Origin of the sequence: Paenibacillus phyllosphaerae, from assembly GCF_014192105.1 — a bacterium.
Classification (GTDB): domain Bacteria; phylum Bacillota; class Bacilli; order Paenibacillales; family Paenibacillaceae; genus Paenibacillus_Z; species Paenibacillus_Z phyllosphaerae.
In genome coordinates this window covers 40,019-66,425 of sequence record NZ_JACHXK010000020.1, presented here as the reverse complement: position 1 = coordinate 66,425, position 26,407 = coordinate 40,019, and the positions used below count along the sequence as shown (strand labels likewise).

The following is a 26,407-nucleotide window of genomic DNA, read 5'->3' as shown; positions in this document are numbered from 1 at the left end:
CGCAACTGGCCGCCGATTCGGTGACGGGCGTGCAGCTGGCTGAAGGTTCGGTGTCGAGCGCGCATCTGGCCGCAGGGTCTGTGACGCAGGCGCATCTTGCTGTAAGTTCGGTGACAGGCGCGCAGCTGGCCAAAGAAGCCGTAACCAGCGAGCATATCGCCGCAAGTTCCGTGACGTCGGCGCAACTGGCCGCCGATTCGGTGACGGGCGTGCAGCTGGCTGAAGGTTCGGTGTCGAGCGCGCATCTGGCCGCAGGGTCTGTGACGCAGGCGCATATCGCGGCAAGTTCTGTTACTGCAGCTCAGTTGGCGAACAACGCGGTCACTAGCGCTCATCTGGCTGAAGGTGCCGTAACGCAAACGCATCTCGCGGCTGACTCGGTAACGGGTACGCAGTTGGCTAACAACGCGGTCACCAGCGCTCATCTGGCTGAAGGTGCCGTAACGCAAGCGCATCTCGCCGTCGACTCGGTAACGGGCACGCAGTTGGCTAACAACGCGGTCACCAGCGCTCACTTGGCCGATGGTGCCGTGACGCAAGCGCATCTCGCCGTCGACTCGGTAACGGGCACGCAGTTGGCTAACAACGCGGTCACCAGCGCTCACTTGGCCGATGGTGCCGTAACGCAAGCGCATCTCGCGGCAAACTCGGTAACAAGTACGCAGTTAGCGAACAACGCGGTCACCAGCGCTCACTTGGCTGAAGGTGCCGTGACGCAAGCGCATCTCGCGGCTGACTCGGTAACGGGTACGCAGTTGGCGAACAACGCGGTCACCAGCGCTCATTTGACTGAAGGTGCCGTAACGCAAGCGCATCTCGCGGCTGACTCGGTAACAAGCACGCAGTTGGCTAACGGTTCAGTAACAGGAGCGCACCTGGTTCAAGGCTCGGTTGACAAGACGCATCTTGCCGCACAGGCTGTCGATACTGCGGCGCTTGAGAATGGCGCTGTCAATAGCGAGAAGATCGCGCTTCAAGCGATCGGCGAGAAGCATCTGCAACCAGGAGCGATTACGGTGAGCAAGCTGGCAGCGGGAGCCGTTGCAGCCGCTCATCTGCAACCTGGCAGCGTAACGAATGGCGCATTGGCTGATCAGGCGGTCACCGGCTCCAAACTTGCGGCTAACGCCGTCGGGACTGAGGCTCTTGCTCCGGGCAGCGTTACGGCAGATAAATTGGCCCCTGGCCTACTCAATCAGCCGCTTGCTGCAGGCAGTGTCGACCAAGATAAGCTGGCGAACCAATCGGTAACGGCAGCTAAAATCGCTCCAGGCGTCATTGGGACCGAGCATCTCACCGCTGATCTCGCGCAAAGCCTTGTTCCCAAAGAGATCGCGAATGGATCGATAGGCGCTTCGAAGTTGAATTTCATTCCGGTCCGCGCGGCGGGCAAACGGGCAGCCTCGACGCAGCAGTGCGGGCTGGAGGCGTACGACTTCAGCGGCCAAGGCGAGCAGGTCTCCGTAACGGTCGTATTCGATGAGCCGTATCCGCACAACGCCTATGTTCTCGTCGTGACAACCGATCACCCATCTTGCTATGCGATCGTCTCCGAGAAACACGAGGACCGCGCGGTTATCTCCGTCATTCGCACGCGCATCAGCCCGGAACCGAAAGGGCTGCTGAACTGGATCGCAATGGGCTAACGAATTAACCGGGAACCAAGTCATGATTCCATCCTCTGTCCTCCCTCACAGGGAGCGGCAGAGGATTTTTTTTATTCCAATCCCGTTGGTCGGTCGTGCCCGGAATGAAATAACTTCTGCACTACGCCGTACCCCAGTCCAAAGGCAACTCCGCTCGACAGCTTGATCTTATTTGTAATCAATGTCGTGATGAGAAGATAAACAAGACCCAGCGGGATATAGATTAGCATGGATGCCCCAATGACAGCCTGCCGCTCTCCGCTCGAGACCCGCTGTTCCCACATCGTCCAAAGCGAAGCTTCATAAGCTAGAAATCCGATCCAAAAGGACAAGCAATAGACAACCACGGCCAAACCTAATCTCAGTACATTCATTTTCCCCCACCTTCAATCATTCTCGACACCCAAATTATAAAGAACCCTTAGCTGCAGTTGCAGTTCTATCTTTGCTAGTACCTATCACCAAAAGTCCAAATGCAAACAAGAGAGACCTCATCTCCACCAAGAATCGTAAAGCGTGTCCACGAAGTGGACGTAAGCGAGAGTCAGCACATATGACGCTAACACGTGCGAGCCCGCCAGGTCTACTCCCCAGGCGCAAAAGCCACGAACGAAGCTTCGGAATCATAAGCAAGGGTGATGACCCTCTGGTTCCCTTCAATGAAGGAGGAAGGGGCGAGGTAGAAAAGCGCCTTGACGTACAACTGCCGTTACGGCAACTCTACTCGCACATACAATATGGTGTAGATAGTCTGTCTAATCCAGTAGAGAGGCCAACTATTTATAAGAGGTGAGGTGGTAGCGATGAGAAAGCGACCGTCCGGGCTTCGGCAGCGGCGTCCGGCTGCCCGCACAAGACTTACGAAGGTCAAGGGCGCAAGCCGCCGCAGCAAGGCCAGCCGGGGGAAAAGGAGGAGACTTCTCCATCCGCGGCACAGCCGATCCATGAACTCCGCCGCGGCGAGGCGTGAAGAGCAGCCCGTCACACCGCAAGGGACGAATCCGGTTGTGTCCGTCATTATACCGGTCATGAATGAGCGCCGCTTCATCGGGAGCGTCATTCGGCAGGCGAAGCGTGTTCATCCGAGCGTAGAGGTTATCGTCGTGGCGAACGGCTCCACTGACGGATCAGCCGAAATTGCGCGAAAGCATGGCGCTCGCGTGCTGTCCTATCCGGAGCCGCTCGGCCATGACGTGGGCCGCAGCATCGGAGCGGAAGCGGCAAGAGGGAACGTGCTGCTGTTTATTGATGGAGATATGATCATCCCGGCCAATCGACTGCGCCCGTTCGTGCGTGCCGTCGAATCCGGAGGGGTGGACGTTGCGCTGAATGACTACTCGGGACCGACGGATAAACCGCAGGTGCATAGCGTCGTCCTGGCAAAGCACGCTCTGAATGCACTGCTGAAACGGCCGGATTTAAGAGGAACGTCGCTCACGGCCATTCCGCATGCGATCAGCCGAAGAGCGCTGACGGCGATCGGCGCAGATGCGCTGTCCGTCCCGCCGCTTGCCCATACGAAGGCGGTACATGCCGGCCTCCAAGTCGCGCCGGTGTACACGGTTAATGTAGGGAAGTTGAATCGGCCGAGAAGGCAGCGGGAACGCGTCGCGCCGCTCGAATACCTGATTGTCGGCGATCATCTGGAAGCGATCGAATGGTTGGCGGCCAACCGGAACGAGCGCGGCGGATTCCCGGATCGTCCAGCAGGCAACGCAAGCGGTGGTGAGTGATATGCAGCGCACCCAACGCGTGAAACAAACAAGCAAGAGAAGTATTACCAAGCGCAATAGCGTACCAAACAGACAGCGCCAGGTGAAGAAACGGACAAGGCGCCCAACGGTAGCGAGCAAAAGGGAAGCGCCAGTCGTCATCCGCACCAAAGCGAACGTACAACAAGCAACCGCGATTGTTTGCGGGTATGGGACCGAGTCGCCGCAGACGATCAGGCAGCTGGCGAAGCTTGGGTTCGCCGAAATTATTGCCGTGCTTGGCCGCGAAGAGGAAGCGGCATATAACCTTCTTCGGCAATTGCCTGAAGTGACGCTTATCTACATGCCGGTACGGTTGGCTCCGCATGAAGCCAGAAGCATCGGAGCAAGCGTAGCAAGCGGCAACGTACTGCTGTTCGTGGATGGAAAAGCGGTTCTGGATGACCAACAGGTACTCGCGCAGCTTGCGGCCATAGAGCATGGAGCGGATGTTGCGCTTGCGGATCAAATGCCGCGGTTAGGGGCCTTCCAGCGCTGGGGCGACGCGGACCGGGTACGGGCATTCGTCAATTGGTCGCTCGGCTGTCCTGAACTGCAAGCGAACTCCATCGAGCATTTGCCTCACGCATGGACGCGCGAAGGCGCGGCAACGGTCGGCAGGGACAATCTGCGGAATCCTGCCTTTGCCCAAGAGGCTGCCATAGCGGCCAAATTGCGGATTCAGGCGGTGCCAAGCAGCCTGACGCGGCTGAGCAGCAAGCATCAAGCTGGCGTGCTCTTGCATGAATTAGCGCAGCTTTCGCTCGGTGATCACGTCGAAGCGCTCACCAGGGCGATGAAGACGACAGGCGGCCGTTTGCAGTTCGCGGACAGGGTTAGAAAACGGCATATTTCCGGAGGCGGACAGCGATGAGACGGACCAGCATCATCATTCCGACGTTCAACGGACTTGCCATGCTTGAGCAGGCGGTCGACGCGATCCGCCGCTACACGAATGTCCAGGAGACCCCCTATGAACTAATCGTCGTCGATAACGCGTCGACGGACGGAACGGGAAGCTGGTGCGTCCAGCAAGGAATCCGGCTCATCGCCCTGCCTGCCAATACGGGTTTCCCCGCGGCATGCAACAGAGGCTTGCGGCTCGCTTCCGGCGACAATCTGTTGCTGCTCAACAACGATGTCACGGTATCTGGGGGCTGGCTGAGCGGAATGTTGGAGGCGCTGCAAGGTATCGAGGGAGCTGGAATGGTCGGTCCGGTCAGCAATTATGTGAGCGGCCGCCAGAAGGCGGACCATCCCTTTACGTCGCTCGCGGACTTTCACCGGGCCGCAGCTGAGGTCTATGCCCAGCAGCTCGAACCACAGCCAATCATGCGGCTTGTCGGATTCTGCATGCTGTTCAAGCGCGAGCTGTATGACCGGATCGGCGAGTTGGATGAACGGTTCTCGCCCGGCCATTACGAAGATGACGATTATTGCCTGCGTGCCAGGATGCATGGATTCTCCCTGTATATGTGTCCGCGGGTATTCGTCCATCACGAGGGCAGCGCGAGCTTCAAGCGGGACAATCCGCAGGCAGTCACACAGTTAGTCGAGCGCAATCGGCGGCTTTTCCAAGAGAAGTGGCAGGTCGATCCAGCGCAATTCATGTAGCGACTTGAGGAGGGGAAGGGATTGAAAGCTGTCATCTTAGCCGGCGGCACGGGATCGCGACTGATGCCGCTCACCAAGCTGCTGAATAAGCACCTGCTGCCGGTTGGAAGGCTTCCCATGATTAGTTACGGGATTCAAAAGCTGAAGGAAGCCGGCGTAACTGAAATTTTGCTGGTCACAAGCCGTCAAGCTGCAGGCGCATTCATCCAGTTTCTGGGGAGCGGCCGCGAGGCAGGCGTCTCGCTGACGTACCGGATACAGGAGGAAGCAGGAGGAATCGCCCAAGCTTTGGAACTGGCGAGGCCTTTCGTCGGCAGCAATCGCAAGTTTATGGTGCTGCTCGGGGATAACCTGTTCGAGGAGAAGCTCGGTCCGCACATCGAGGCTTTCGAGCAGCAGCCTGCCGGCGCTATGGTACTGCTGAAGGAAGTTCCGGATCCGGAGCGGTACGGCGTACCTGTATTCGACGCGGAAGGGGCCATTCTGAAGATTGAGGAGAAGCCGAAGCAGCCGGCCAATAACTGGTGCGTCACCGGGATCTATTGCTTCGATGACCAGGTGTTCGAATATATTGCAAGCATCGAGCCTTCCCAACGCGGTGAGCTGGAGATTACCGATGTGAACAACGCTTATGCTGGGCGCGGCATGCTCGAATACAGTTATATGCACGGCTGGTGGACGGATGCGGGGACGTTCGAATCTCTGCAGGAGGCTGCGCTTAAGCTAGCGGGACCCATGCCTTGAACGAACAATTCATAACTCCCCCGCTGCCCGACGCTCAGATTGCGCCTGCCCCTCCGGTTCCTCGGACCGGGCCGGCTCGCCCCAAGCGTAAGCCCTCTTCCCCGCCAGCCAAGACGAAGAAGAAACAAGTCGTGCGAAAGAAGCGAAAACGGCCAGCCGTTAAATCGCCCAGAAGTAAAAAAACGAAGCGAACCTACCGGCAGAGGCGCGTGAAGCCGGCGGCGCCAGTAGATGAACATTCGCTTCCATCCGCCAAAGAACAGTCGCTCTCGGAGCAGGAGATCGAACGCGCTGGCTACGAGAAGGGGCTTTATGAGGGCGGAGAGATGCTGCTGGAGCAAAGTGTTCCGCCGCATATGCTGCTGCCCGAAGTGCAGCTTACGGAGATCATCGCTGCAGGCGTGCATGCTTATGCGCCGCAGATGCACCCTCTGCTCGATGTTGCGGCGGTATACGAAGAGCTGTCGCAGGCGATCGATCAATCCCGCCCCTATGCCGTCGTTCGGCTCGGGGACGGCGAACTGCTCGCGTTGGCGCAGGACGTCGTCTACGATTCCGAGACGCTGCAACGCGAAGCGCGCTTCTTATCTTATGCTGGCGTCACGCCGCCTGACCTTGCCGCACGCGACCAGTTGGCCATGGCGATCCGCCAGGCTCAGGTTGTCGGGCTGCCGCGGTCAAGGCAAAAGCATTTTCAACCGCTGATGTATCCTGTGCTGCGCCAGCACGGCATCGAGCTGGGATCCTTGCGCAAAACCTCGTCCACGATCAACTACGAACTCCACCATAGCGGCTTGCTTGCCCCGCTGCTCAGGGACAGGAGACTGTTGATTATCGGCAATGCGGCGCCGGAGTGCGCGCATGCGCTTCAGCAGGCTGGCTACAGCGTTACGGGCATCATTAGTCCGGTTAACGGATTTCGGGATATAGACCGCATAATGGAGCAGGCGCATCAGGCCCAATTCGATTTCGCGCTCGTTGCAGCAGGTATTCCGGCCGTCATCTTATGCTGGCGGATTGCGGCCGAACTCGGCAAGCCTGCGCTCGATTTCGGCCATATGGCGGATGCCGTGGCAAGCGGCAAGGTGCAGCTGTAAGGAACGACAGACCAATCACCCAAATAGGCTAGGTGAATGCTGTCTCCCCGTCTTCCGACGGTAAATGCAAACCAATCACCCAAATAGGCTAGGTGAATGCTGTTTCCCCGTCTTCCGACGGTAAATGCAAACCAATCACCCAAATAGGCTAGGTGAATGCTGCATACCTCGTCTCCCGACGAGGTACGCAAACCATTCACCTGAAGGAGCTGACAAGCGATGCATAAAACACGGCATGCGAGCAAGAGGCCAAGGCGAGCAGCCGTCCGTCCCGTCGCTCGCAGGCGATCGAAGCCGGACGCTTCTTTCCGGAACGGCTATGAACGGGGCTACCAAGCCGGCGTGGAATTAGGGCGTTTAAGCTTCGGCGCTATTTTCGAAGGCACGAGCATTATTATTCCAAGCTACAATCAGGCCGGTTACTTAAAAGGCTGCATTGAAAGCATCATCGAGCATACGGACCTTCCGTATGAGATTATCGTGGTCGATAATGCGTCCACGGACGGGACGGCGAACTATCTGCGGTCGCTGAGCGGGCAGGTGCGTTATCGGATTATGGAGACGAACCGGGGGTTCGCAGGAGCGGTCAACGTCGGACTGATGATGGCCAAAGGCCAAACGATCGTGCTGCTGAACAACGATACGCTCGTTACCGAACGCTGGCTCGACAATATGCTGACCTGCTTGGGCAGCGATCCTCGCATTGGCATGGTCGGGCCGGTGACGAACTACATCGGCGGCAATCAGCAGATCGATGTCCCTTATACCGCAATCGAAGATATGCAGGAATTCGCCCGCCAGTTCAATCAGTCCGATCCGGCCAAATGGCATCTGACCGACCGGCTTGTCGGCTACTGTCTGCTGTTCCGAAAAGAGCTCTTGGAGCGAACCGGCTATCTGGACGAAGGCTTCAAGATCGGCAATTTCGAAGACGACGACTATAATATCCGCGTCCGGTTGCAGGGCTACATGCTGGTGGTCGCCCGAGATACGTTCATCCATCACTTCGGCAGCGTCAGCGTGAAGGCGCTCGGCGAGCAATTCACCGCGATCAACGACAACAACATGAGCTTCTATATGGCCAAATGGGGCAATCCGCACGAGCTCGTCTTTCGGGTAAGGGATCTGCTGAACCATGACTTGGCAAACGGAGGCAAATGGCGGGAGCCGGACTCTATCCTGGCCCGGAACGGGGAGACGGCTTTTTATCCCGATCAGGTAGTTGTGCGAGGCGTGCAGGATACCTGTTACTGGATTGAAGCGGGGGTCCGAAGGCCGATCAGCGGCCAGATCTCGATCGCGCCCGCACGGCTGTCCCAGGTGGAACTGAAGCGTTGGCCGCTTGGCGATAAGATCGAAGCCGGCGAGCTTAATCAGCGCTGGCAAGGTACTGACCCGAATTCGGCTGCCGAGCTCCACCGTCCGATCGAACCGCTCATTCTGCACGAGAACCAGCACTTTATATTGGAGGACGGACGGCGGCGCGCGATCGTAACCATTGCTGCGCTTACGACATGGGGCTTGTATCAGCGTCCGGTCACGGAGCTGCAGCCGGACGTGTTCGCGTCGCTGCCGGAGGGGCTGCCTATTATCGCACCTCCGCTAACGGCAGATTTTCTCTAGGTTTTAGCCAGCCAAAGGCGACAGTATCACGGCGGGAGCGCGCGCATATGCTGTTAGGAGAATAGGAGGGACGCGGTATGCAGCATCTTGTAACGGAAATGATCGAACATATGTCCCGCTCCCAGGAACAGATGGTTCGGGTATTGGAGGCCAAGCGGCATGTAGCGGTGAGAATGTCGCAGATGGTGAACGCTTTGCCTTCGGAATACCCGGATTTCGACGGGATGGGCGGGCTGATGCAAAATTCGCAAGCGGTCACCCAGAACGTCATCGGCTATCTGAACACGCTCGCGGAGCTCCAGGAGACGCTCGCCGTCACGATCGGGTCGATCATGAAAGAGATGGACAGCGGCGAGCAGGAAGAAGAGTAGGGTTTGACAGTAAAGGGGGATGGGGTTCGCCATGAGTCGGGAGACGGCTTATGCAAGAATGCTGGATGCTTCCGCCAAGCTCCAGTGGAATATTGCATTGATACTGGATGCGAAGGCATTGGAGGCGGAGAAGGTGCGTAGCTGGCTTTGCAACCACGTCTCGACGGATGCTTACGGCGTGCAGCAGGATCAACTGAAGGATTCGCTCATCGTACATGACCAGGTCATCGAAGTCATCGAAGGACTAACCAAGCTGAATCAGGGGATGACGAGCGTTCTTCGGGCTGCGCTCCGACATGATCAGGAGCGCGGCGGCGGTTACTACGGCGGCGGCTTCAGTCTCGGGGACCGTGACGAATGAGTCTCGTCGTCCAAGAATGGGAGGCGCGCATCGCGCTGATCCGTTCGATTGCGCATAGCCAGGAAGCCATGGCCCGTATTTTGGGCAGCATTGCGGATGTTGCAGAGCATTCGCCGCATCTGGCCAAATCGATTCGGGACAATATTCAGTCGCTTAACGCGCTGCAGTTGTCGATGGCGGAGACCGTCACGGGCGTCCGGCTGAAGCGGACCCGGCTTGGCCGGCCAGCCCAGCCGCTGCTGCGGCATGGCGTCTATGCGCCGGCGAAGGTCTTGGCCGATTACTCTGCCCGCTCATTGCCTGCCATAGCCAGCAACGAACAAGGGAGGAATCAAGGGTGAGTGTACCCGCTCGGACGAAAAAAAGCCGGAAGCGTACGCGTCCTTCTGCCGTAGGCAAGAAACGCGGACTTGTAAGAAAAGGCGCCCTATCGAAGGGGAAAAAGCGCCGGGGCGCATCTGCGCTCCGCCGCAGGAAGACAAACGTTAGGCGCAGACGCGCTCCGGTCAGGAAGCAGACCGCGGCGGCCGCCTACAACGAAAGTTTCAATCAATCCTACAACGAAGGCTATAATGTCGGTTTTGCCCAAGGTTTCGAGAACGGCCATCAGCTTGCCTATGAGCAGCAACCATAACATGACGGGATGTCCTCACGCTTCATCATCGCTTCGGATGATGGCAGAGGGCATCCTTTTTGTTTGGGCCAACCGCCATCATTGCGGAAGAGGCGGCTTGCAGCTCTTTTTTGGGGACGATCAAATCTGTCAGGGGCCCAAATGCTAGAGTAGCATCCGCCCGCAAATCTTCTATCAATCATCTTGTATTTCTCCGGAATGAAACGCGCTGCGCCATCGAAGACGGCGTCAGCCGTTTCACCTTGGGTTTACGCCAATTTTGGCGCCTCGGCGGACAAGTGACCATATGCGAATGCTTCTCTTACGCATATATATGTAGACAGAAAGACTATCAAGGTTGAGGTGTGAGCCATGCATCCTTTGAAAGAGACCATTGCGCAAGCTGCGAGAGTAGGCTATGAGGAAGGGTTCAAGCACGGGATGCGGGATGGTGCCTGCCAAGCGGTTGTCCAAAGCGTCATTCAGCCCCCTCCGGTCAGACGGCAGGTCCGCGTGCTCTTCGTACCGCAAGGCTTCGACGCTATAGACGAAGGCATCACGGCGGCGCTAACGGCGATGGTAAGCGAACTGTTCATCGCGCACCCGACCCGAATGGCGGAGATGGCCGGCTTGCTGCGGCCGGATTGGCTGCTCGTCATGAATGGCCTGCATGTGTTCCCGGATGACCATCTGGCGCAGATTGACGCCATACGCGCCTTGGGTACCCAGACGGCGATCTGGTTCGCCGACGATCCATACGTGAGCGAGGACACGAAGGATATCGCCCCCCATTACGATGTCGTCTTCACGCATGAACTGGGAATCATCCCGTTCTATCAAGCGCTTGGCTGCAAGCAGGTATACAATATGCCGCTTGCCGTTAATCAGGAGCGATTCAAGCCTCGGGCCGTGCCGAGCCAATATTTCAGCGATGTCTGCTTCATCGGGCAGGCGTTCTGGAATCGCGTGGAGTTGTTCGATGCCGCAGCGGCCAGATTGGCTGGCCGGAAAGTATTTATCGCCGGCGGCTTGTGGGATCGAATGCGCAATTATAAGCTGCTCGAACCGGCAATCCGGCATGGCTGGCTGCCAGTCGACGAATCGATCAATTATTACAACGGGGCCCGTATCGTCATCAATCTGCACCGCGGGTCGAAGCCGGGTCCGGATAACCGCAACGCGCATCAGCTGCCGGCGCGCTCGATCAATCCCCGCACGTATGAGATCAATGCCTGCGGCACGCTGCAGCTGACGGATGTGCGGGAGGATCTGCCGAACTACTACCGTCCGGGGTGGGAGCTGGATACCTACAACGATGCGGAAGAGCTGCTGGCTAAGATCGATTACTACCTTTCGCATGAAGATGAGCGTCGGCAGATCGCGCTTCGCGGACTGCGCAGGACGATTACGGACCACACGTTCGCAAGAAGGCTTGATCAGATTGCCGATATGCTCGGCTGGCAGAAAGTCCAGCCGTGAGGCGCATAGAGAGAAAGGAGTGGAGATCAAAGTGGCAGCACCATCACGCAAAAGCCGCACGAACCGAAACCAACTGATCCGCAAGCAAGCTGCGCTCGGCGCAGCCGCAGGATTCCGCATCGGCTTTGACCATGGCAATTGGTACGGCCAGTGCGAGGCGGTCTTGCAGAAGACGATTGGGCCAGGTAGGGTATGGCCGGTGCACGTGATGTTCGTCATGACGAGCAAGGGTTATCCCTATTCCCCGATTGACGCCGCACTGGCCGAGACATTCACCGGCTTGACCGCACGGGTGACGGTTACCGACGCCAACGCGCAGGTGGCGGATCTGGCGCAGCAAATGCGGCCGGATGTCGTGATCGTACTGGATGGACTCAATTTGCCGGTCGAGCAGATCGACCGGATCCGTCAGATGGGCATACGAACGGCGGTATGGTTCACGGACGATCCTTATTACAGCGACATGACGTCATGGATCGCGCTGCATTACGACGATGTATTCACGCTTGAGCTGACTTGCGTGGCGCATTACCAATCTCTTGGTGCCGCAAGAGTCCATTATTTACCGCTCGGCTTCCATCCGGTCGACTTCCGGCCGCGCAACCCTGCACGCGACCAGCGTCACGAGGTCAGCTTCGTCGGATCGGCATATTGGAAACGGGCGGCATTCTTCGACCAGGTCGCCGGCTACCTGGCCACGAAGGATACGCTCATCTCCGGGATCTGGTGGGAGCGTCTGGCCAACTTCCCGCTGCTTGCGGATAAAATCTCAAGCGGCCGCTGGATGGGCCCGCAAGAGACGGCGGCGGTCTACAACGGTTCGAAGATCGTCATCAACATGCACCGCGCTTACGACGACCAGACTTTCAACAACAACAGCGCGGGCATACCGGCGGTTTCCTTGAATCCGAGAACGTTCGAGATCGCCGCCTGCGCCACGCTGCAGCTGACCGATATTCGCGACGATCTGTCCAGCTTCTTCACGCCGGGCGTCGATATCGTGACGTACGCTTCGCCGCAGGAGATGATCGAGAAGATCGAATATTACCTGACGCACGAAGAGGAGCGCAGAGCGATCGCGATCCGCGGCATGCAACGGGCGATGAGCGAGCATACCTACGCCAAGCGTCTGGAGCAGATGCTGACGATCCTATTCGGCTAGTTAATAGGCTGCAAGATTTGCAATTGCTAATCTAGTATCTCGGCATGTCAGCTGTGGAAAGGTGAGTGCCACGGATTTTGTGCGAATGGGAGGGGAGCAAGTGTCGTGCCGAATCAAGCGCCTCTCCCATATATTGTAATACCGGTTGCTGCTATCGGTAGACAACAAACTTCTAAGCTAGGAGATTCCGCACAAGATTCGTCAGGCAAGGCGAAGTCAGCTTACAGACAAAGGAGGTGGATGCATACCCGTGCCTTACGCGCGGGTATCGCGAGCCATTCATGCAGGCAAAGCCGAAAATGCTCGTTTTCTCCCATATTTGCAGTCCCCAGTATGTGACAGGGGCAGAGAAATTGCTGCTCTTCATGATGCGGGAGCTGCAGCCTTATTTCAACTGTACGCTTGTTGTGCCGACGGAGGGCGTTATCGCGCAGCAGGCGAGAGAGCTAGGATTCCCGGTTGTGCTGCAGGACGTTCCCCTCGTTGTCCCGCTGTATCTCGCGTTGCCGCACCTGAACGATGAGATCGAGATGTACCAGAGGACTCCGGCTTGGGCTTCGCTGATCACGCTGATCCATCAAGAGCAGCCGAATATCGTGCTCGTGAATACGACGGTCCATCCGCTGCCTGCCATGGCGGCGAAGATGCTCGGCATTCCTGTGGTATGGTCTGCCATGGAGGCGATCCGGTTCACGCCGGACACCTACCGGTCAGCAGCCCTCATAGAGCAGTTCGCCGATGTCGTCCTCGGCATCTCCGAAGCGACGCTCGCACCGCTGCGGACGCCTTCTCTGCTGCCAAGATCGCTCCTTCTGCCTCCTTCGTGGAACCCGGACGAAATGACGCCGGAGATGTGGCCCACGTTCCGGGAGCAGCGCCGCAGCCAGCTCGGCCTAAGCGACGAGCATCTGGTGGTCGGGTTCATTGCCGCCTCGATCTTCGATGCCAAAGGGCTCGACCAATTTATGCGAATGGCCGTAGATGTCGCGGAGCGTTTCCCGCAGGCGATGTACCTGCTGGTGGGCAACCCCGTCGACTCCGACTATTTCGAGCAATGCCTGAATGTCGCCCGCAATGCAGGGCTCATGGACCGGTTCCGCTGGGTGAGGTTCGAGGAACGGATCGAGACCCTCTATCCCGCGATGGATGTGGTCGTCATCCCAAGCATGGCGGCCGAAGGCTTCGGCATGACCGCGCTGGAGGCCATGGTATTCGGCAAGCCGATCGTCGTGTACGGGGCGGGAGGCCTGGCGGAAATTGCGCAGGCGACCGGCAACGACATGTATGTCGCCCGAACCGGCGATCCGGATGGCCTGTTCACGCGCGTATGCGGCTTGCTCGGCGATTTCAAGCGCCGGCAGGCAGCAGGGCTGCATAACTGGAACGCCGCGAGAGCGGTCTACGGGATTACCGAATACCGCCGTAAGCTGAAAACTTTCGTGCAGACGCTCGCGATGCGGGGTTTCGTGCCCTTGCGTCTGGTGAAAGGCAGCGGCAGCACCGTTTATCTGTATGAGCAAGGCATCCTGCGCCCGTTCCGCTCTCTGGAGGCGCTGCATGCGGCAGGCTACACCTTAGAAGAAGTAAGAGAAGTGCCGGACTCGCTGATCGTATCGCTTCCCAAAGGGCCGCCGATCGGCAGTAGGCCTGCGCGTGCGCGCAAAGCGCGCGCTTCGCGCCTCCGGCATCGTCGCTTGCGCAAAGGCCGCCGCTTGCGCAGATCGACCAAGCGCGTAATCCGCGCACGCCGCCGCAGGCGAAACATTGGAGGCCTGTTGCGGCGGAGAAGACGAGGCACGCTGAGGCGAAGAAGCATCAAGAGCGGCCGATCGCGCCGCCGTCGCAGCGCAAGGCGTTAAGAAGCTGAAGTAACGTTCATTCAAGGGAGGGATTTGACGTTCATGCGTGTGGTAACGATCTTGGGAACACGCCCGGAAATTATTCGGCTCAGCCGGATCATCCCGAAGCTGGACCTGCTAGCGGAAGAGCATGTGCTTGTGCATACGGGGCAGAATTTCTCCAATTCGCTTAGCGACATATTCTTCCAGGAGCTAGGTCTTCGGCAGCCGGACTATATGCTGGGTCAAGGGATGCAGACGCTGGGCGGGCAGCTGTCGGTTATGTTCGGCGGGATCGAGCGGATTCTGAATCAGCACCGGCCGCATGTCGTGCTGCTGCTCGGCGACACCAACAGCGCGCTGTGCGCTATCGTGGCCGAGCGGATGGGAATTCCGGTCGTCCATATGGAGGCTGGCAACCGCTGCTTCGATCTGGCGGTACCGGAGGAGAAGAATCGCAGAGTCATCGACGCCATCTCGACGATCAACATGCCTTATACGAGTTACAGCAAGGGCAACTTGCTGCGCGAAGGCTTCCCGAGCAATCGGATCGTGCAGACCGGCAATCCCATTCATGAGGTGATTACGCATTATATGCCGCAGATCGAGGCCAGCGATATCCTGGGCCGGCTCGGCCTTACGCCGGGCGGCTATATGATCGTGACGGCGCATCGTGCGGAGAATGTGGATCACCCCGAGCGGCTCGCGGGCATTCTTGAAGGCTTGAACGGGATCGCAAGGCGGTTCGATATTCAGCTTGTATGCAGCATTCACCCGCGTACGCGCTCTCGGATCGAAAGCGGCTCGGTGCAGGTCGCGATGGATCCGCGCGTCACTTTCCATGAACCGTTCGGGTTCTTCGACTTCGTCACGCTGGAGCGGTTCGCCAAATGCGCGATATCCGACAGCGGTACCGTGCAGGAGGAATGCTGCATCTTCGGCGTGCCGACGGTTACGATCCGGACGACGACCGAGCGGCCGGAGACGGTCGACTGCGGCAGCAATGTGGTCAGCGGGCTTGCAGCCAAGGACATCGAGAATGCCGCAGTGGTCATGACTGCGCTGCCGGCGGACTGGGAAAGTCCGGATGGCTATCTGGCGAAGGATGTTTCGGATAAAGTCGTAAAATTTGTGCTTGGAGGGAAATGGAATGTTTACTAATCAACGGATCCTCGTCACAGGTGGAACGGGGTCATGGGGCTATGAGCTCATCCGTCAACTGTTGCCGCAGCAGCCGAAGGAAATCATCGTCTATTCGCGGAACGAATCGAGCCAAGTGTCGATGAGCCGCGCGTTCGAGCATCCGGCGTTAAGCTTCTGCATCGGCGATATCCGGGATAAAGAGGCGCTGATGAAGGCTTGCGAAGAGGTGGACTACGTCTTCCATCTTGCGGCCCTCAAGCATGTTCCGGTGTGCGAAGACCAGCCTTACGAGGCGCTGAAAACGAACGTGATCGGTACGCAGAACGTTATCGAGGCCGCGATCGCGAACAAAGTGAAGCGCGTCATCTACATCTCCACGGATAAAGCGGCCAATCCATCGAACTTCTACGGGATGACCAAGGCGATCGGCGAGAAATTGATCGTCTACGCGAACCTGCTTCGTTCGGATACGAAATTCGTCTGCGTCCGCGGAGGCAACGTGCTGGGTACGAACGGCAGCGTCGTCCATCTGTTCATGAATCAGATCAAGACCAAGCAGCAGGTACGGATTACCGATATGAACATGACGCGGTTCTTCCTGACGCTGCAGGATGCGATCACGCTGCTGTTCAAAGCTTCGACGGAGAGCGTCGGCGGGGAAATCTTCGTCATGACGATGCCGACTTGCCGGATCACCGATCTGGCCGAGGTGCTGATGGAGTCGATGGGCATCGAAGCAGAGATGATCGAGACCGGTACGCGTCCCGGGGAGAAACTGCATGAAATTCTGCTGACCGAGTTCGAAAGCACGACGACGGTCGTGTACGACGACGCGTATCTGGTTATTCTCCCGCCGCTCGATATTCCCGGGCTGCGCCAGCACTACAGCGCGCATAAGAACGTCGACTTCGACAGCTTCAGCTCCAAGGATAACCTCATGTCCAAAGAAGAGATCAAAGCCATGCTCATCCGCGGGGGGTTCCTGGTATGAAATTGCTGATCGTCGGCGGGAGCGGAATGGCCGGACATTTGCTGGTCCGGTATTTCCGCGGCCTGGAAGGCTATGACGTTGTCTACACGACGCGCAGCGCGAAGGACACGGAAGGTCTGATGCTCGAGGTGACCGACAGCGAAGCCGTGGCTTCGCTTGTCGCGTCTGTCCGCCCGGATGTCATTATCAATGCGGTCGGCGTGCTGAATCAGGATGCCGAGCAGCATCCGCTCTTGGCGTATCAGGTCAATGGCCTGCTGCCGCACTGGCTTCGCCATCAGGCGGAGGCCGTCTCCGCCAGGCTGATCCATGTCAGTTCGGACTGCGTCTTCACTGGCAAACGGGGCGCATACACCGAGCAGGACCAGCCGGAAGGCGTAACCGTCTACGCGCGGAGCAAGGCGCTTGGCGAAGTGAAGGATGCCGGCCATCTGACGATTCGCACCTCCATTATCGGTCCGGAGGTTCGCGAGCATGGCATCGGGCTTCTACATTGGTTCTTGAAGCAAAAGGGAACGGTGAACGGCTATGCGCGCGTCATGTGGAACGGCGTGACGACGCTGGAGCTGGCGCGTGCCATCGAATACGCCATCGCGAACCCGCAGATTGGCGGTCTCGTCCATCTGACGGCGGCTGAGACGGTCAGCAAGTTGGAGCTTCTGCGCTTGTTCCAGCAGCATTTTGACCGCGAGGACCTGACGATCGTGCCGGACGACCAAATTTTCTTGGACCGTACACTCGTCGCCACGCGGACGGATTGGCAGTTCGAGACGTCCAGTTATGACGTCATGCTGCAGCAGCTCGCGCAGTGGATGGCGGTGCCATGAACCGGCCGCGCCTCTTGATTACAGGGGCCGGCGGTTTTTGCGGCGAGCATGCATGCGCGTATTTTGCCGGGCGGGGCTATGCGGTAACAGGCGTGCTCCGTTCCCGGCCGGAGTTGCAAGGAACAACGGTCGCACATGATTCAGCCGCGTCAATGATGTCTAGCGGTACTTCACCGTCCGCGGATGAAGAAGATTCATCGGTACAGTATGCCTGGTGCGATCTGACCATGAAGAACGACATTGAGGCGCTGGTCATGGCGGCGAAGCCCGACTATGTCCTTCATTTTGCGGGCATGAACGCGGTTGGACCTTCATGGACGGATCCGGCTGCCGCGCTTGAGAGCAATCTGATGGGGACCGTTCGGCTGCTGGAAGCGATTCGCAAGGAGAGCGGGGAAGGAGGAGCTTGCCGTATCGTTATCGCAGGCTCCATGCTTCGCTTCAACCTGCCGGCAGATGGCTCGCCGCCTTCTCCGCCTCATCCTTACAGCTTCAGCAAGACGTTGCAGGTACTAGCCGCACGCAGTTGGGTGCCCTTATATGGGATGGATGTGATCATCGCGGAGCCTTCCAATCTGATTGGCCCGGGCCGATCGAAGGGAATCTGTACGCTCATGGCCGAGTATGCCGCTAAGGCAGAGCTCGCTGCCGAGCAAGGCCGCAATGCTGCGGCACCTTTCAAGCTGTCCTCCAGAACAGAAGTGCGGGACGTGATAGATGTGCGCGATGCGATTCGCGCCTATGAGCTGCTCCTGCAGCAGGGGGTAAGCGGAGAAGTATACCCGCTGGCCTCGGGCCGGATGCGGACGCTCGGAGAACTGGCGGATACCGTCACCTCGCTCGCCCGTACCCCTCTTGCATGGGAGGTCGGCCAATCGGCTGCTTCCTCTCCGGCTCCGGCCGATGTATCGAAACTTGCACGCTTAGGCTGGTCGCCGGCCATTCCGCTCGTTCAATCGCTGACGGATACGTTGGAACAGATGAGGCTTAAGGTGCGGGAAGCTTGACGCGAAAGGTGAACAAAGTGAGCATGCAGCGAGCACATACACCCGCAGAAGCTAGTAGCTGCATGCCCACTTCATGCCATAGCAGAAGGGAGGACTGTGGAACGATGGGCGCACAGCCGAAAGTGACGATTGTGATTCCTTTTTTCAATGATCCTTATATTACGCAAGCGGTCGACAGCGCACTGGCCCAGACGTATCCGAATATCGAAATTATCGTCGTGGACGATGGCTCGACGAAGCATGCGAAGCTGCTTGCTCCTTATGCGGGCCGCATTCATTATCTGGGCAAGGCCAACGGCGGGACGGCAAGCGCCTTGAATCACGGTTTCCGGTTAGCAAGCGGCGAATACATTGCCTGGCTAAGTTCGGATGACTATTTTCATCCCGAGAAGATCGCGCTTCAGGTGGAAGCGATGGAGCGTCATGGCAGGATGATCAGCCATACCGGCTTCGATCTGATCGATGAGACCGGGTTAGTCACCGTGAAAGGGATTATTCCGCCGGGGCGGGAAATGGCGCCGTTCTACCGCGGATTCCTAAACAGCAACCCGGTGAATGGCTGTACCGTGATGATGAGCAAACAGTTATATCGGCATATTGGACCATTCGATGAAAAACTGCTGTATACCCATGATCTCGACTATTGGTTCAGGGTCATCCTGGCAGGTTTCCCGTTTCTGCTGCTGCCTGAAGCGCTGACGGCTTACCGCAGACATTCGGAGATGGGCTCGGTCCGGCATCGCCTGGCGATTCAAAAAGAGATCGCGGCGACGAACGACAATTATGCGAGCCGCTATCAATCCTTTCTGGCCGTGCTGGGTCTTACGCAGAGCGACCGCAAGACGCGGGGGCGAATCTAGTTGCTTCCGCTTGGGAGATTCGTATGGATGGCGATGATGCGAATCTCCTTTTGCTATACGCGGATGATCGGACAAGCCCGGACATAGAGTCTAGAGCTTGCTAATACGCTGAGTTGCTGCGGAATATGTAAAAAGCCCAGCGTGCCGGCGGTTAACCGGGCAGCTGAGCCAGCAGGGCATTAAGCTGATGGGCATAGTGGTCAGATACGCTTCCAGCCTCCCGCATGATCGTATCGAAATGCCGGACGGTGCCCATCTGGGAGTGCCGCCGATAGATCGTTAACGGTTCATTCAAGTAATAGAAGTCGACCCGGTTCAGCAGCACCCTGATCCACATCTCATAGTCGTGCGTATACGTGAGAGCTTCGTTAAAGTAACCGAGCGCTTCGACAAGATGCTTGGTCATCATCACGGTACAGCCGTTAACCGGGCAGCCTGACCGCATGGCGGAGATGAAGGCTTTGGCCGTTGGATACTTGATCGCAACCGAGCGGGCATAGATGACGCCGTGTTCATCCATGTAGTTGAAGTCCGTATGGCTGATCTGCGCGCGGCGTTCCTCCATGTAGGCCACCTGGCCCAATATTTTCCCCGGCTCGAATTGATCGTCGGAGCTGAGCCATGCGACATATTTGCCGCTCGCGTTACGGATGCCGTGATTCAAGGCGCTTGCGGTGCCGCCATTGGCCTTGCCCAGATAATTGATCCTCGACATAAACGGAGCAAGCACGTCCTGATGCTGCGTGGAGCCATCGTCCACGACGATAATCTCGATGTTCGGATAGCTCTGGGCCAGGACACTCGCAATAGCCTGCCCGACGTAAGGGTCATTGTAGAACGGGATAATGACGGATACTCTCGGTAACAACCTTCGTTCACCTCATCTATACGATTTGTGGTCCACCGCGATGCTAGCGGTACAAGCCCAAGGTACCCAGTATATTGATCATATCCGCGATGTACTTGGTCTCGGAGAAATGCGTCTGAATATGAGCCAGCGCGTTATGGCGGATCTGTTCGGCCAATTGTCGGTTGTTCATCAGATCGAGCGCTTCGTACATCCCTGCTTCGGCAGAGCGGCCATAGAAGTATTTGCCGGTCTGATTATGGTTGATGAAGACGCGTACGCCGTCGGAATCCGTGGTCAGCACCGGGCAGCAGCAGCTCATCGCCTCGGCGACGGCATAGCCGAAACCTTCGACATTCGAAGTCGATACTAGCATCCCGCCGGAGTCTCCTACGGCCGACATATAATAGGGCATCTCGCTGTGCGGCACGTTGGAGCGCAATACCACGCGATGCTGCAGTTGAAGTGCGGCCAACATCTCCGTGAACCGTTCGCGTTCTCCGGGCGTGGTGATATTCGCATCTTCGAACATCCACAAGGTCAGATCCGGCTTATGCTGCGCCACCATGGCCGCGATGTGCAAGAACAACGACCAGTTCTTATTCGGCTCGAGTCTGCCGATCCAGGCGAGAATTGGTTGATTGGCGGGATTAAGCCAGGACGAAGCGCGATAATTGAAAGTTTGCGTATCGACCATGTTATGCAGGTAGAAGCGATGGACATCAGGCAAATAAAGATTAAACAGCTCCATTAAGTGCGCCGTGATCGGGCTTAAGATTCCTTGTGCGTAGAGACGGATATAAGGCGCAGCCCATTCGATCGTATCCTTAGCCTGATCTAGCTCGCCCAGACCTTGCGCCTCATAAAGGAGCTTGCCCGTATACCCGAGCGCCCGCAGACGAGGAAGCATGAGATGATCGCAGCAAGCGATGATCGCGTCATAGTTGCCCGCTTGGATGATGGCCCCGATGTCGGCATCGGAATCGGTGATGAAATAGGGGATACCGGATATATTCTGCTTGCCTGCGCCATCCCGCAAGTAAAGCAGATGCGCTTCAATTCCAGCTTGCGCAAGGGCGCGGCATCGCAGACGGTTTAGCGTTTCAATGCCGCCGCTTGGCAGAAAGTAGGTGAAGAGCAGTCTCATAGGATGATCGACTCTCCCTCTCGCAAGGATACTAACGCTGCTATCTATACTATGCGGCGATAGACTGTGCCCGATTGGATACCTGACCTATGGGTTGCTCTCTGCCTGAGCAAGAGACGGCTGCAAGCATGTTGTGTTACAATTAAAGGAAAAAAGCAGAGGAGAGAGTGAACAGCCGTGAATATCCGTTCTGCCGTTGAAGCCGTTAACCGCGAAGCTGCCGTGAAGCCTGAAGGCGTGCTGTATGCGCCGATTCAGATGGAGGGGGAGCTGGCATCAGGCGCCTTGAATCAAGTCGCGCCTTATTTGCTGAGCCGTTCTTATGGAGCCGTCGGATTGGTAGTCGATGAGAAGACCTGGGAAGCTGCCGGCGCAGCGCTCGCCGCCAAGCTGACGGAAGCCGCGATTGCCTATACGCTCTGCACGATTCAGCCGGATGCGCAAGGCGATGTCATTGCCGATGAGCGTTCGGTCGTACAAGTTATGCTCGAGACGCCATTGAAAGCCCAAGCCATTCTAGCTGTGGGTTCCGGAACGATACATGACATCGTCCGCTTCGTCTGCTTTCAGCGGGGATGCGACTTTATTTCGGTGCCGACCGCGGCTTCAGTCGACGGATTCACCTCGGTAGGCGCTCCGCTTATCATATCCGGTGTCAAACAGACCGTGCCCGCCGTCGGTCCGGTCGCCGTATTCGCCGATACCGATGTACTAGTTCAAGCGCCGCAGAAGATGACGGCTGCCGGATTCGCGGACATGCTCGGCAAGTTCACTTCACTGGCAGATTGGAAATTCTCAGCTGAGCAAGCCGGGGAGCCATTCTGTCCGCTAGCCTATGAGCTGACGGAGCGTGCGCTGCTGGGCTGCGTCGAAGCTGTGGATGAGATCGCTACAGGCTCCCCGCGGGGAGTGGAAGTGTTGATGGAAGGGCTGCTGCTATCCGGCTGGTCGATGCTGCTCATCGGCCACTCCAGACCGGCTTCGGGCGGCGAGCATCATCTCTCCCATCATTGGGAGATGGCCTACATATCGGAAGGACGCCGGCAGCTGCTGCACGGGGCAAAGGTTGGCGTGGCCTCGGCGCTGCTGGCCGGGATCTACCGTGAACGGCTGGCAGAAGAATACCCGTCGATCTATGGCACCTTGCCGGCAGCAAGACAGCTGCGGGAGTGGCTCATTCGCGCCGGCGGCCCATCTGACCCGTCAGATATCGGGCTGTCGGAGACGCTCATTGAAGAGGCGCTTCGCGAGGCGTACAAGCTGCGTGACCGATACACAGGCCTAAAGCATCTGGTGTTGAACGGCGGAGTTTAAGGCGAGGGCATCTTACTTATTTTCCTGAGGCAAGAAAAGCACATGACGCAAAGAGGGAAGTCCGCATGAGATGGACTTCCCTCTTCCCATTATAACGACCAGCGCAGCAGCAGTGCCGATTCGGTCAATCCGCCGCCAAAGCCATAGAGCAAGGTCAGATCGCCTTCCTTCAGCCGGCCATCCTTGATGGCCGCATCGAGTGCGAGCGGGATCGAAGCGGCCGACGTGTTGCCGTTCCATTTGACGCTTGCGAGCGCTTTGCCGAGCTCGATCCCCGTCCGTTCGCAGACCGATTCAATGATACGCAGATTCGCGCTGTGGGGTACGAACCAATCGAGGTCGGAGACGCTATAGCCATACCGTTCAAGAATGGTGCCGACGCCTTTGGCCACATTCGTAACCGCCCATTTGTAGACTTCGCGGCCGTTCTGTACGATTTTGCCATTCGTATGAATGGGGTTGCCCGCGATAGCAGAGGATAGACTTGAACGGTATAGGGCGCCTTTGTCGTCTCCCGTAGTCGATACATAAGCGCCGAGGAAACTGCCGGTGTCGCTGCGCTCCAGCAGCATGGCACCCGCGCCGTCGCCGAATAAGATACACGTCGCGCGATCGGTGTAATCCGTTGCTTTGGTCAGCGTCTCGGCGCCAACAACCAGAATTTTGCGATGAACGCCTGTTAGGATAAGGCCATTGGCGAGCTGCAGGGCGCTGACGAAGCCGGCGCAAGCCGCTTGAATATCGGCCGACCCGCACGATTCGATGCCGAACTCCGCTTGGATTCGTGCCGCCATGCTCGGGAATATCGTGTCCGGCGTCGATGTAGCGACAAGAATATAATCGACATCGTCGATGGTTACCGGATAGCGCTCCATCAGATTGCGTACCGCGGCGAAACATAGATCCGAGGTGAATTCGTCTTCGCCGGCAATGCGGCGCTCACGGATGCCAGTACGTTGGACGATCCATTCGTCATTCGTGTCGACGATCGATTCCATCTCCGTATTGGTCATAACGCGTTCAGGTGTATAACAGCCAAAAGCAGTGATGGTGGCTTGTGAGATAAATCCAGGGATAGACAATCGGACCAGCTCCTTAGTATCTAGTATTAGTACCAGGTTCTAATACCTACACTTTACCTTAAACGAGGAATGCTGTCAACGAGCGCGCAGGCGGCCTTTGTTGTTTTTCATACGGACGAAGTGATTGGCTCGACGACCGATAAACTGCCAGCATAGCCCCACCTCCTTTCGCTAACGCTATAGTCGGGGCATTAACGCTCGACCAAAAGTGAATGGAGGATGGTTCATGCAGCGCAAATGGCTACTGCTTGCAGCTGGTGCAATGCTCGGCACGTTGATTGCCGGCTGTTCTGAAAATCACGGTGAGCTGGGCAATCGCAATATTCGCCAGTACGAGGTGCGTGAAGACGGCAACGGCAATATGGTTTTGAAGAACCGTTTTGCAAGCGACCAAATGAACGATCGCAACCGAATGAACGGGCGGCGCCTGAACAGCAATAATATTATTGGTTCCCATCGCAATTATCAGTTGGAGATGAGTCCGAAATTGTCGGAAGAGATCTCGAATATGAGCGGCATCGGCCAAGCTTATGTCATGCTCACCGACAATAATGCTTATGTTGCGTTATCGGGCAAAGATTTGGGCCGCGGAGGTTTGTCCGCCAAATCCGTATCCGACTCTGTTCGTCCGTTGTCCCGTACCGACATGGCTTACCTTCCACCAGGCTCTCATTTGGATTCCCGCAGCAGCATGAGGGATACCATGGGGCGGTCGAATTATGAAATGATGATGGAAAGCCGCCATATGGACGCGCGAGGCCGTTTCGATTCGACAAAGAGCTACGACAGCACGAAGACGGGACGTCTGCAAGCCAAATCGACGACATCGACAGGACGTCTGCAAGCTAAATCGCTGCCAGGCACGAACGACACGTTCTCCGGCAATCAGAATGCAAGCCGCTTCAACTACAACATGAACCAGTTGCGCAACGAGACGAACTTCACCAATCCGGCCCCAATGCGCTCCGGCAATGAGAAAATGAACATGACCACGTATGGCGTGGGCGAGAATCGCTGGCAGACCAAAGGCTACCGCACGAGCAAGGAATACGATATGTATGGCAGCGGCAACCAGCCTGTCCGTCCGTATTCCGCACTCGGCACGACGCCTCAGCATACAATGATGCTGACCGCTGATCTCAAGGAACGGATCGCAGCCGAAGTGAAGCAGCTGGATCCATCCGTCGAGCATGTATACGTTTCATCGGATAACGATTTCGTCGACCGTATGAGCGCCTACATGGAGGATGTACGGTTGGGTCATCCGATTCAAGCCTACATCGCCGAATTCAACGCTATGGTGGAGCGCATCTTCCCTCCGCAAGCGGTCAATCGCAGATAATGAAGGCCGACCGACCGGATGCCAGAGTAAGGGGTATCCGGTTTTGTTTTAACCAACGGTAGTGGGGGATATACGTCTTGACTTATCAGTATAAGCGCCTATTTTTATGCACAATCGCACCACTCTATTCGCCTTTTCATACTATATTTTGACTGTATCCCTTAACCTTGTTAAACCACAAAAACCCGAGCAAGGAGGGGTGACACACATTGAGGGGTAATGTACTCATGAGGCGATCACATGAAATACAGCAACTTCAGGTGGATCAAAACATGAATTGGCGGCATTCTGGCGGCAAAACTGTGCTTAGCGGGGCTTGAGTCGGCATACATTGAAACATACGTGATGTTGACATCGACGCGTTGCAGCGAAAGGGGCTCGATAGCATGCCGGTATATGAAGATAAAAAGTTGAAGAAAAATAAATGGTGGTTTGAAGTGGAGCTAGGCAAGAATCTGGAAGGAAAGCGGGTGAGGAAAAAGCAGCGCGGGTTCCGGACCAAGAAAGAAGCGGAACGCGCCATGGTCGAATTGCAGCATCAGATCAATCAGGGCGGAAGGCCGCTGGACATTAGCCGGGTCCACTATGGCGATTTTTTGCAAGAATGGTTAGAGAAGAAGAGAAGCAGCATAAGCCTTCATACGGAACGAACGTATCAAGTCTATATTAAGCTACACATCCTCCCCAAACTGGGCAGTGTCCCTATTGCTCAGCTCACTCCTTATCACATTGAATCTTTCGTCTCCCATCTTATCCGCGATAAACAGCTGGCGCCCGAGACGATCCATCGCATACTATCCGTCGTGCATACCTCACTAAATGCAGCCGAGCGGCTCGACCTTGTCCAGAAGAATGTCGCCCGGGGAATCGAGAAGCCGCGTGTTCCTCACCGTGAACTGCAAGTATGGGACCCTGAATATGTAGGGCAATTCCTGACCCATATTAAAGGCAGGTCCCGTTATTCCATCGCGTTCTACCTTGCCGTTATGACAGGCATGCGCCAGGGAGAAATATTAGGGTTGCGCTGGTCGGACATCGAATTAAACGGAGGCATCATCCGTATTCAGCAGACGTTGAGCCACGATGGCAAGCAGCTGATCGCCGGCGCCAAAACGGCAGGCAGTATCCGTTCGGTCACGATATCGCCAGCAACCATTCAGATGCTGCAGGAACACCGGCAACTGATCGATCAAGAGCGAGCGGCCGGCGATGCGTCTTATCAGCATCACGACCTGGTCGTCTGCACATCCCGCGGAACGCCGACTTCCGGGCGTGCGATCATGAAGGTCTGGTATAAACTATTGCAAGAGCACCAAGCCCCGCCCATTACCTTCCACGATTTGCGCCATACGCATGCCAGTCTCCTTCTCCGGCAAGGTGTCCATATTAAAGTCGTCTCCGAGCGTCTTGGCCATTCCACCGTATCGATGACATTGAACCGCTATTCGCACTTGCTGCCGAACATGCAGAGCGAAGCGGCGAGGGGGTTGGATGAGTTGTTGTTTGGCATTTAAGACATCATTGACGTCTCAAGTGAGACGCAGTATA

26 protein-coding genes are annotated in these 26,407 nt (G+C 57.1%); 22 read left to right on the top strand and 4 right to left on the bottom strand.

The window, feature by feature from the left end; genetic code table 11:
- Positions 1–1,646: WIAG-tail domain (locus FHS18_RS28080; protein ID WP_183603711.1), on the top strand; the 1,646-nt coding region annotated here is incomplete at its 5' end.
- Positions 1,647–1,717: 71 nt separating this feature from the next.
- Here FHS18_RS28080 and FHS18_RS28075 read toward each other — a convergent pair.
- Positions 1,718–2,020: a hypothetical protein gene (locus FHS18_RS28075; RefSeq protein ID WP_183603710.1), complete on the bottom strand. Its 303-nt coding sequence runs from the start codon at positions 2,018–2,020 to the stop codon at positions 1,718–1,720.
- A 429-nt stretch (positions 2,021–2,449) separates the two neighbouring features.
- Here FHS18_RS28075 and FHS18_RS28070 point away from each other — a divergent pair, with 429 nt between their 5' ends.
- The 18 genes from FHS18_RS28070 (at position 2,450) to FHS18_RS27985 (ending at position 19,127) form a co-directional block, all read left to right on the top strand.
- On the top strand, positions 2,450–3,379 hold the full coding sequence (locus FHS18_RS28070) for a glycosyltransferase family 2 protein (RefSeq protein ID WP_183603709.1): 930 nt from the start codon (positions 2,450–2,452) through the stop codon (positions 3,377–3,379).
- A gap of 1 nt (position 3,380) precedes the next feature.
- The gene (locus FHS18_RS28065; protein WP_183603708.1) at positions 3,381–4,271 is read left to right on the top strand and encodes a glycosyltransferase; all 891 of its coding nucleotides are present in this window, start codon (positions 3,381–3,383) and stop codon (positions 4,269–4,271) included.
- Positions 4,268–5,011: a glycosyltransferase family 2 protein gene (locus FHS18_RS28060; RefSeq protein WP_183603707.1), complete on the top strand. Its 744-nt coding sequence runs from the start codon at positions 4,268–4,270 to the stop codon at positions 5,009–5,011. The genes FHS18_RS28065 and FHS18_RS28060 overlap by 4 nt, the downstream gene beginning before the upstream one ends.
- A gap of 21 nt (positions 5,012–5,032) precedes the next feature.
- Positions 5,033–5,755: a sugar phosphate nucleotidyltransferase gene (locus FHS18_RS28055; protein ID WP_183603706.1), complete on the top strand. Its 723-nt coding sequence runs from the start codon at positions 5,033–5,035 to the stop codon at positions 5,753–5,755.
- Positions 5,756–5,886: 131 nt separating this feature from the next.
- Entirely contained in the window at positions 5,887–6,852 is a 966-nt protein-coding gene (locus FHS18_RS28050) for a GT-D fold domain-containing protein (RefSeq protein WP_221401499.1), read from the top strand.
- A gap of 219 nt (positions 6,853–7,071) precedes the next feature.
- Positions 7,072–8,475, top strand: a complete 1,404-nt coding sequence (locus FHS18_RS28045; RefSeq protein ID WP_183603705.1) for a glycosyltransferase family 2 protein — start codon at positions 7,072–7,074, stop codon at positions 8,473–8,475.
- Positions 8,476–8,552: 77 nt separating this feature from the next.
- Positions 8,553–8,846, top strand: a complete 294-nt coding sequence (locus tag FHS18_RS28040) for a nucleoside-diphosphate sugar epimerase (RefSeq protein ID WP_183603704.1) — start codon at positions 8,553–8,555, stop codon at positions 8,844–8,846.
- Positions 8,847–8,877: 31 nt separating this feature from the next.
- Positions 8,878–9,207, top strand: coding sequence for an alpha-helical endospore appendage domain-containing protein (locus FHS18_RS28035; protein ID WP_183603703.1), 330 nt, complete (start codon positions 8,878–8,880; stop codon positions 9,205–9,207).
- Entirely contained in the window at positions 9,204–9,548 is a 345-nt protein-coding gene (locus FHS18_RS28030) for a hypothetical protein (RefSeq protein ID WP_183603702.1), read from the top strand. Before FHS18_RS28035 ends, FHS18_RS28030 begins: the two co-directional genes overlap by 4 nt.
- On the top strand, positions 9,545–9,841 hold the full coding sequence (locus tag FHS18_RS28025) for a hypothetical protein (RefSeq protein ID WP_183603701.1): 297 nt from the start codon (positions 9,545–9,547) through the stop codon (positions 9,839–9,841). The genes FHS18_RS28030 and FHS18_RS28025 overlap by 4 nt, the downstream gene beginning before the upstream one ends.
- Before the next feature lie 351 nt (positions 9,842–10,192).
- Complete coding sequence (locus FHS18_RS28020) at positions 10,193–11,299, top strand: CgeB family protein (protein WP_183603700.1); 1,107 nt, start codon at positions 10,193–10,195, stop codon at positions 11,297–11,299.
- 31 nt (positions 11,300–11,330) lie between these two features.
- On the top strand, positions 11,331–12,461 hold the full coding sequence (locus FHS18_RS28015) for a CgeB family protein (RefSeq protein WP_343060710.1): 1,131 nt from the start codon (positions 11,331–11,333) through the stop codon (positions 12,459–12,461).
- A 281-nt stretch (positions 12,462–12,742) separates the two neighbouring features.
- Positions 12,743–14,320, top strand: a complete 1,578-nt coding sequence (locus FHS18_RS28010) for a glycosyltransferase family 4 protein (RefSeq protein ID WP_183603698.1) — start codon at positions 12,743–12,745, stop codon at positions 14,318–14,320.
- Positions 14,321–14,362: 42 nt separating this feature from the next.
- On the top strand, positions 14,363–15,460 hold the full coding sequence (gene wecB, locus FHS18_RS28005; protein ID WP_183603697.1) for a non-hydrolyzing UDP-N-acetylglucosamine 2-epimerase: 1,098 nt from the start codon (positions 14,363–14,365) through the stop codon (positions 15,458–15,460).
- Positions 15,450–16,433, top strand: coding sequence for a polysaccharide biosynthesis protein (locus FHS18_RS28000; protein WP_183603696.1), 984 nt, complete (start codon positions 15,450–15,452; stop codon positions 16,431–16,433). The genes wecB and FHS18_RS28000 overlap by 11 nt, the downstream gene beginning before the upstream one ends.
- Positions 16,430–17,260, top strand: coding sequence for a dTDP-4-dehydrorhamnose reductase family protein (locus FHS18_RS27995; protein WP_183603695.1), 831 nt, complete (start codon positions 16,430–16,432; stop codon positions 17,258–17,260). Before FHS18_RS28000 ends, FHS18_RS27995 begins: the two co-directional genes overlap by 4 nt.
- Entirely contained in the window at positions 17,257–18,267 is a 1,011-nt protein-coding gene (locus tag FHS18_RS27990; protein WP_183603694.1) for an NAD-dependent epimerase/dehydratase family protein, read from the top strand. The genes FHS18_RS27995 and FHS18_RS27990 overlap by 4 nt, the downstream gene beginning before the upstream one ends.
- A 104-nt stretch (positions 18,268–18,371) precedes the next feature.
- Positions 18,372–19,127, top strand: coding sequence for a glycosyltransferase family 2 protein (locus tag FHS18_RS27985; RefSeq protein WP_183603693.1), 756 nt, complete (start codon positions 18,372–18,374; stop codon positions 19,125–19,127).
- Between the two features lie 151 nt (positions 19,128–19,278).
- Here FHS18_RS27985 and FHS18_RS27980 read toward each other — a convergent pair whose 3' ends face one another.
- Both FHS18_RS27980 and FHS18_RS27975 read right to left on the bottom strand, forming a co-directional pair.
- Positions 19,279–19,995 carry a glycosyltransferase family 2 protein gene (locus FHS18_RS27980; RefSeq protein WP_183603692.1) on the bottom strand — a complete coding sequence of 239 codons (717 nt, stop codon included), beginning with the start codon at positions 19,993–19,995 and terminating at the stop codon, positions 19,279–19,281.
- Between the two features lie 43 nt (positions 19,996–20,038).
- Positions 20,039–21,121 (bottom strand): glycosyltransferase family 4 protein, encoded by a 1,083-nt coding sequence (locus FHS18_RS27975; protein WP_183603691.1) that lies wholly within the window; start codon positions 21,119–21,121, stop codon positions 20,039–20,041.
- 177 nt (positions 21,122–21,298) lie between these two features.
- Here FHS18_RS27975 and FHS18_RS27970 point away from each other — a divergent pair, with 177 nt between their 5' ends.
- Positions 21,299–22,435: an iron-containing alcohol dehydrogenase gene (locus FHS18_RS27970; RefSeq protein ID WP_183603690.1), complete on the top strand. Its 1,137-nt coding sequence runs from the start codon at positions 21,299–21,301 to the stop codon at positions 22,433–22,435.
- Positions 22,436–22,524: 89 nt separating this feature from the next.
- On the opposite strand, the gene FHS18_RS27965 is transcribed toward FHS18_RS27970, so the two are convergent.
- Entirely contained in the window at positions 22,525–23,517 is a 993-nt protein-coding gene (locus FHS18_RS27965; protein WP_281378880.1) for a ketoacyl-ACP synthase III, read from the bottom strand.
- A gap of 226 nt (positions 23,518–23,743) precedes the next feature.
- Between FHS18_RS27965 and FHS18_RS27960 the strand changes: the two genes are divergently transcribed.
- Positions 23,744–24,859, top strand: a complete 1,116-nt coding sequence (locus FHS18_RS27960) for a YhcN/YlaJ family sporulation lipoprotein (RefSeq protein WP_183603689.1) — start codon at positions 23,744–23,746, stop codon at positions 24,857–24,859.
- Positions 24,860–25,245: 386 nt separating this feature from the next.
- Positions 25,246–26,373: a site-specific integrase gene (locus tag FHS18_RS27955; RefSeq protein ID WP_183603688.1), complete on the top strand. Its 1,128-nt coding sequence runs from the start codon at positions 25,246–25,248 to the stop codon at positions 26,371–26,373.
- Positions 26,374–26,407 lie beyond the last annotated feature (34 nt).

Bases quoted from the DNA above. Each gene is read 5' to 3' on its own strand.
- FHS18_RS28075 (WP_183603710.1), bottom strand. From the start codon at position 2,020: ATGAATGTACTGAGATTAGGTTTGGCCGTGGTTGTCTATTGCTTGTCC.
- FHS18_RS28070 (WP_183603709.1), top strand. From the start codon at position 2,450: ATGAGAAAGCGACCGTCCGGGCTTCGGCAGCGGCGTCCGGCTGCCCGC.
- FHS18_RS28065 (WP_183603708.1), top strand. From the start codon at position 3,381: ATGCAGCGCACCCAACGCGTGAAACAAACAAGCAAGAGAAGTATTACC.
- FHS18_RS28060 (WP_183603707.1), top strand. From the start codon at position 4,268: ATGAGACGGACCAGCATCATCATTCCGACGTTCAACGGACTTGCCATG.
- FHS18_RS28045 (WP_183603705.1), top strand. From the start codon at position 7,072: ATGCATAAAACACGGCATGCGAGCAAGAGGCCAAGGCGAGCAGCCGTC.
- FHS18_RS28040 (WP_183603704.1), top strand. From the start codon at position 8,553: ATGCAGCATCTTGTAACGGAAATGATCGAACATATGTCCCGCTCCCAG.
- FHS18_RS28035 (WP_183603703.1), top strand. From the start codon at position 8,878: ATGAGTCGGGAGACGGCTTATGCAAGAATGCTGGATGCTTCCGCCAAG.
- FHS18_RS28030 (WP_183603702.1), top strand. From the start codon at position 9,204: ATGAGTCTCGTCGTCCAAGAATGGGAGGCGCGCATCGCGCTGATCCGT.
- FHS18_RS28020 (WP_183603700.1), top strand. From the start codon at position 10,193: ATGCATCCTTTGAAAGAGACCATTGCGCAAGCTGCGAGAGTAGGCTAT.
- FHS18_RS28010 (WP_183603698.1), top strand. From the start codon at position 12,743: ATGCAGGCAAAGCCGAAAATGCTCGTTTTCTCCCATATTTGCAGTCCC.
- wecB (WP_183603697.1), top strand. From the start codon at position 14,363: ATGCGTGTGGTAACGATCTTGGGAACACGCCCGGAAATTATTCGGCTC.
- FHS18_RS28000 (WP_183603696.1), top strand. From the start codon at position 15,450: ATGTTTACTAATCAACGGATCCTCGTCACAGGTGGAACGGGGTCATGG.
- FHS18_RS27995 (WP_183603695.1), top strand. From the start codon at position 16,430: ATGAAATTGCTGATCGTCGGCGGGAGCGGAATGGCCGGACATTTGCTG.
- FHS18_RS27990 (WP_183603694.1), top strand. From the start codon at position 17,257: ATGAACCGGCCGCGCCTCTTGATTACAGGGGCCGGCGGTTTTTGCGGC.
- FHS18_RS27985 (WP_183603693.1), top strand. From the start codon at position 18,372: ATGGGCGCACAGCCGAAAGTGACGATTGTGATTCCTTTTTTCAATGAT.
- FHS18_RS27975 (WP_183603691.1), bottom strand. From the start codon at position 21,121: ATGAGACTGCTCTTCACCTACTTTCTGCCAAGCGGCGGCATTGAAACG.
- FHS18_RS27960 (WP_183603689.1), top strand. From the start codon at position 23,744: ATGCAGCGCAAATGGCTACTGCTTGCAGCTGGTGCAATGCTCGGCACG.
- FHS18_RS27955 (WP_183603688.1), top strand. From the start codon at position 25,246: ATGCCGGTATATGAAGATAAAAAGTTGAAGAAAAATAAATGGTGGTTT.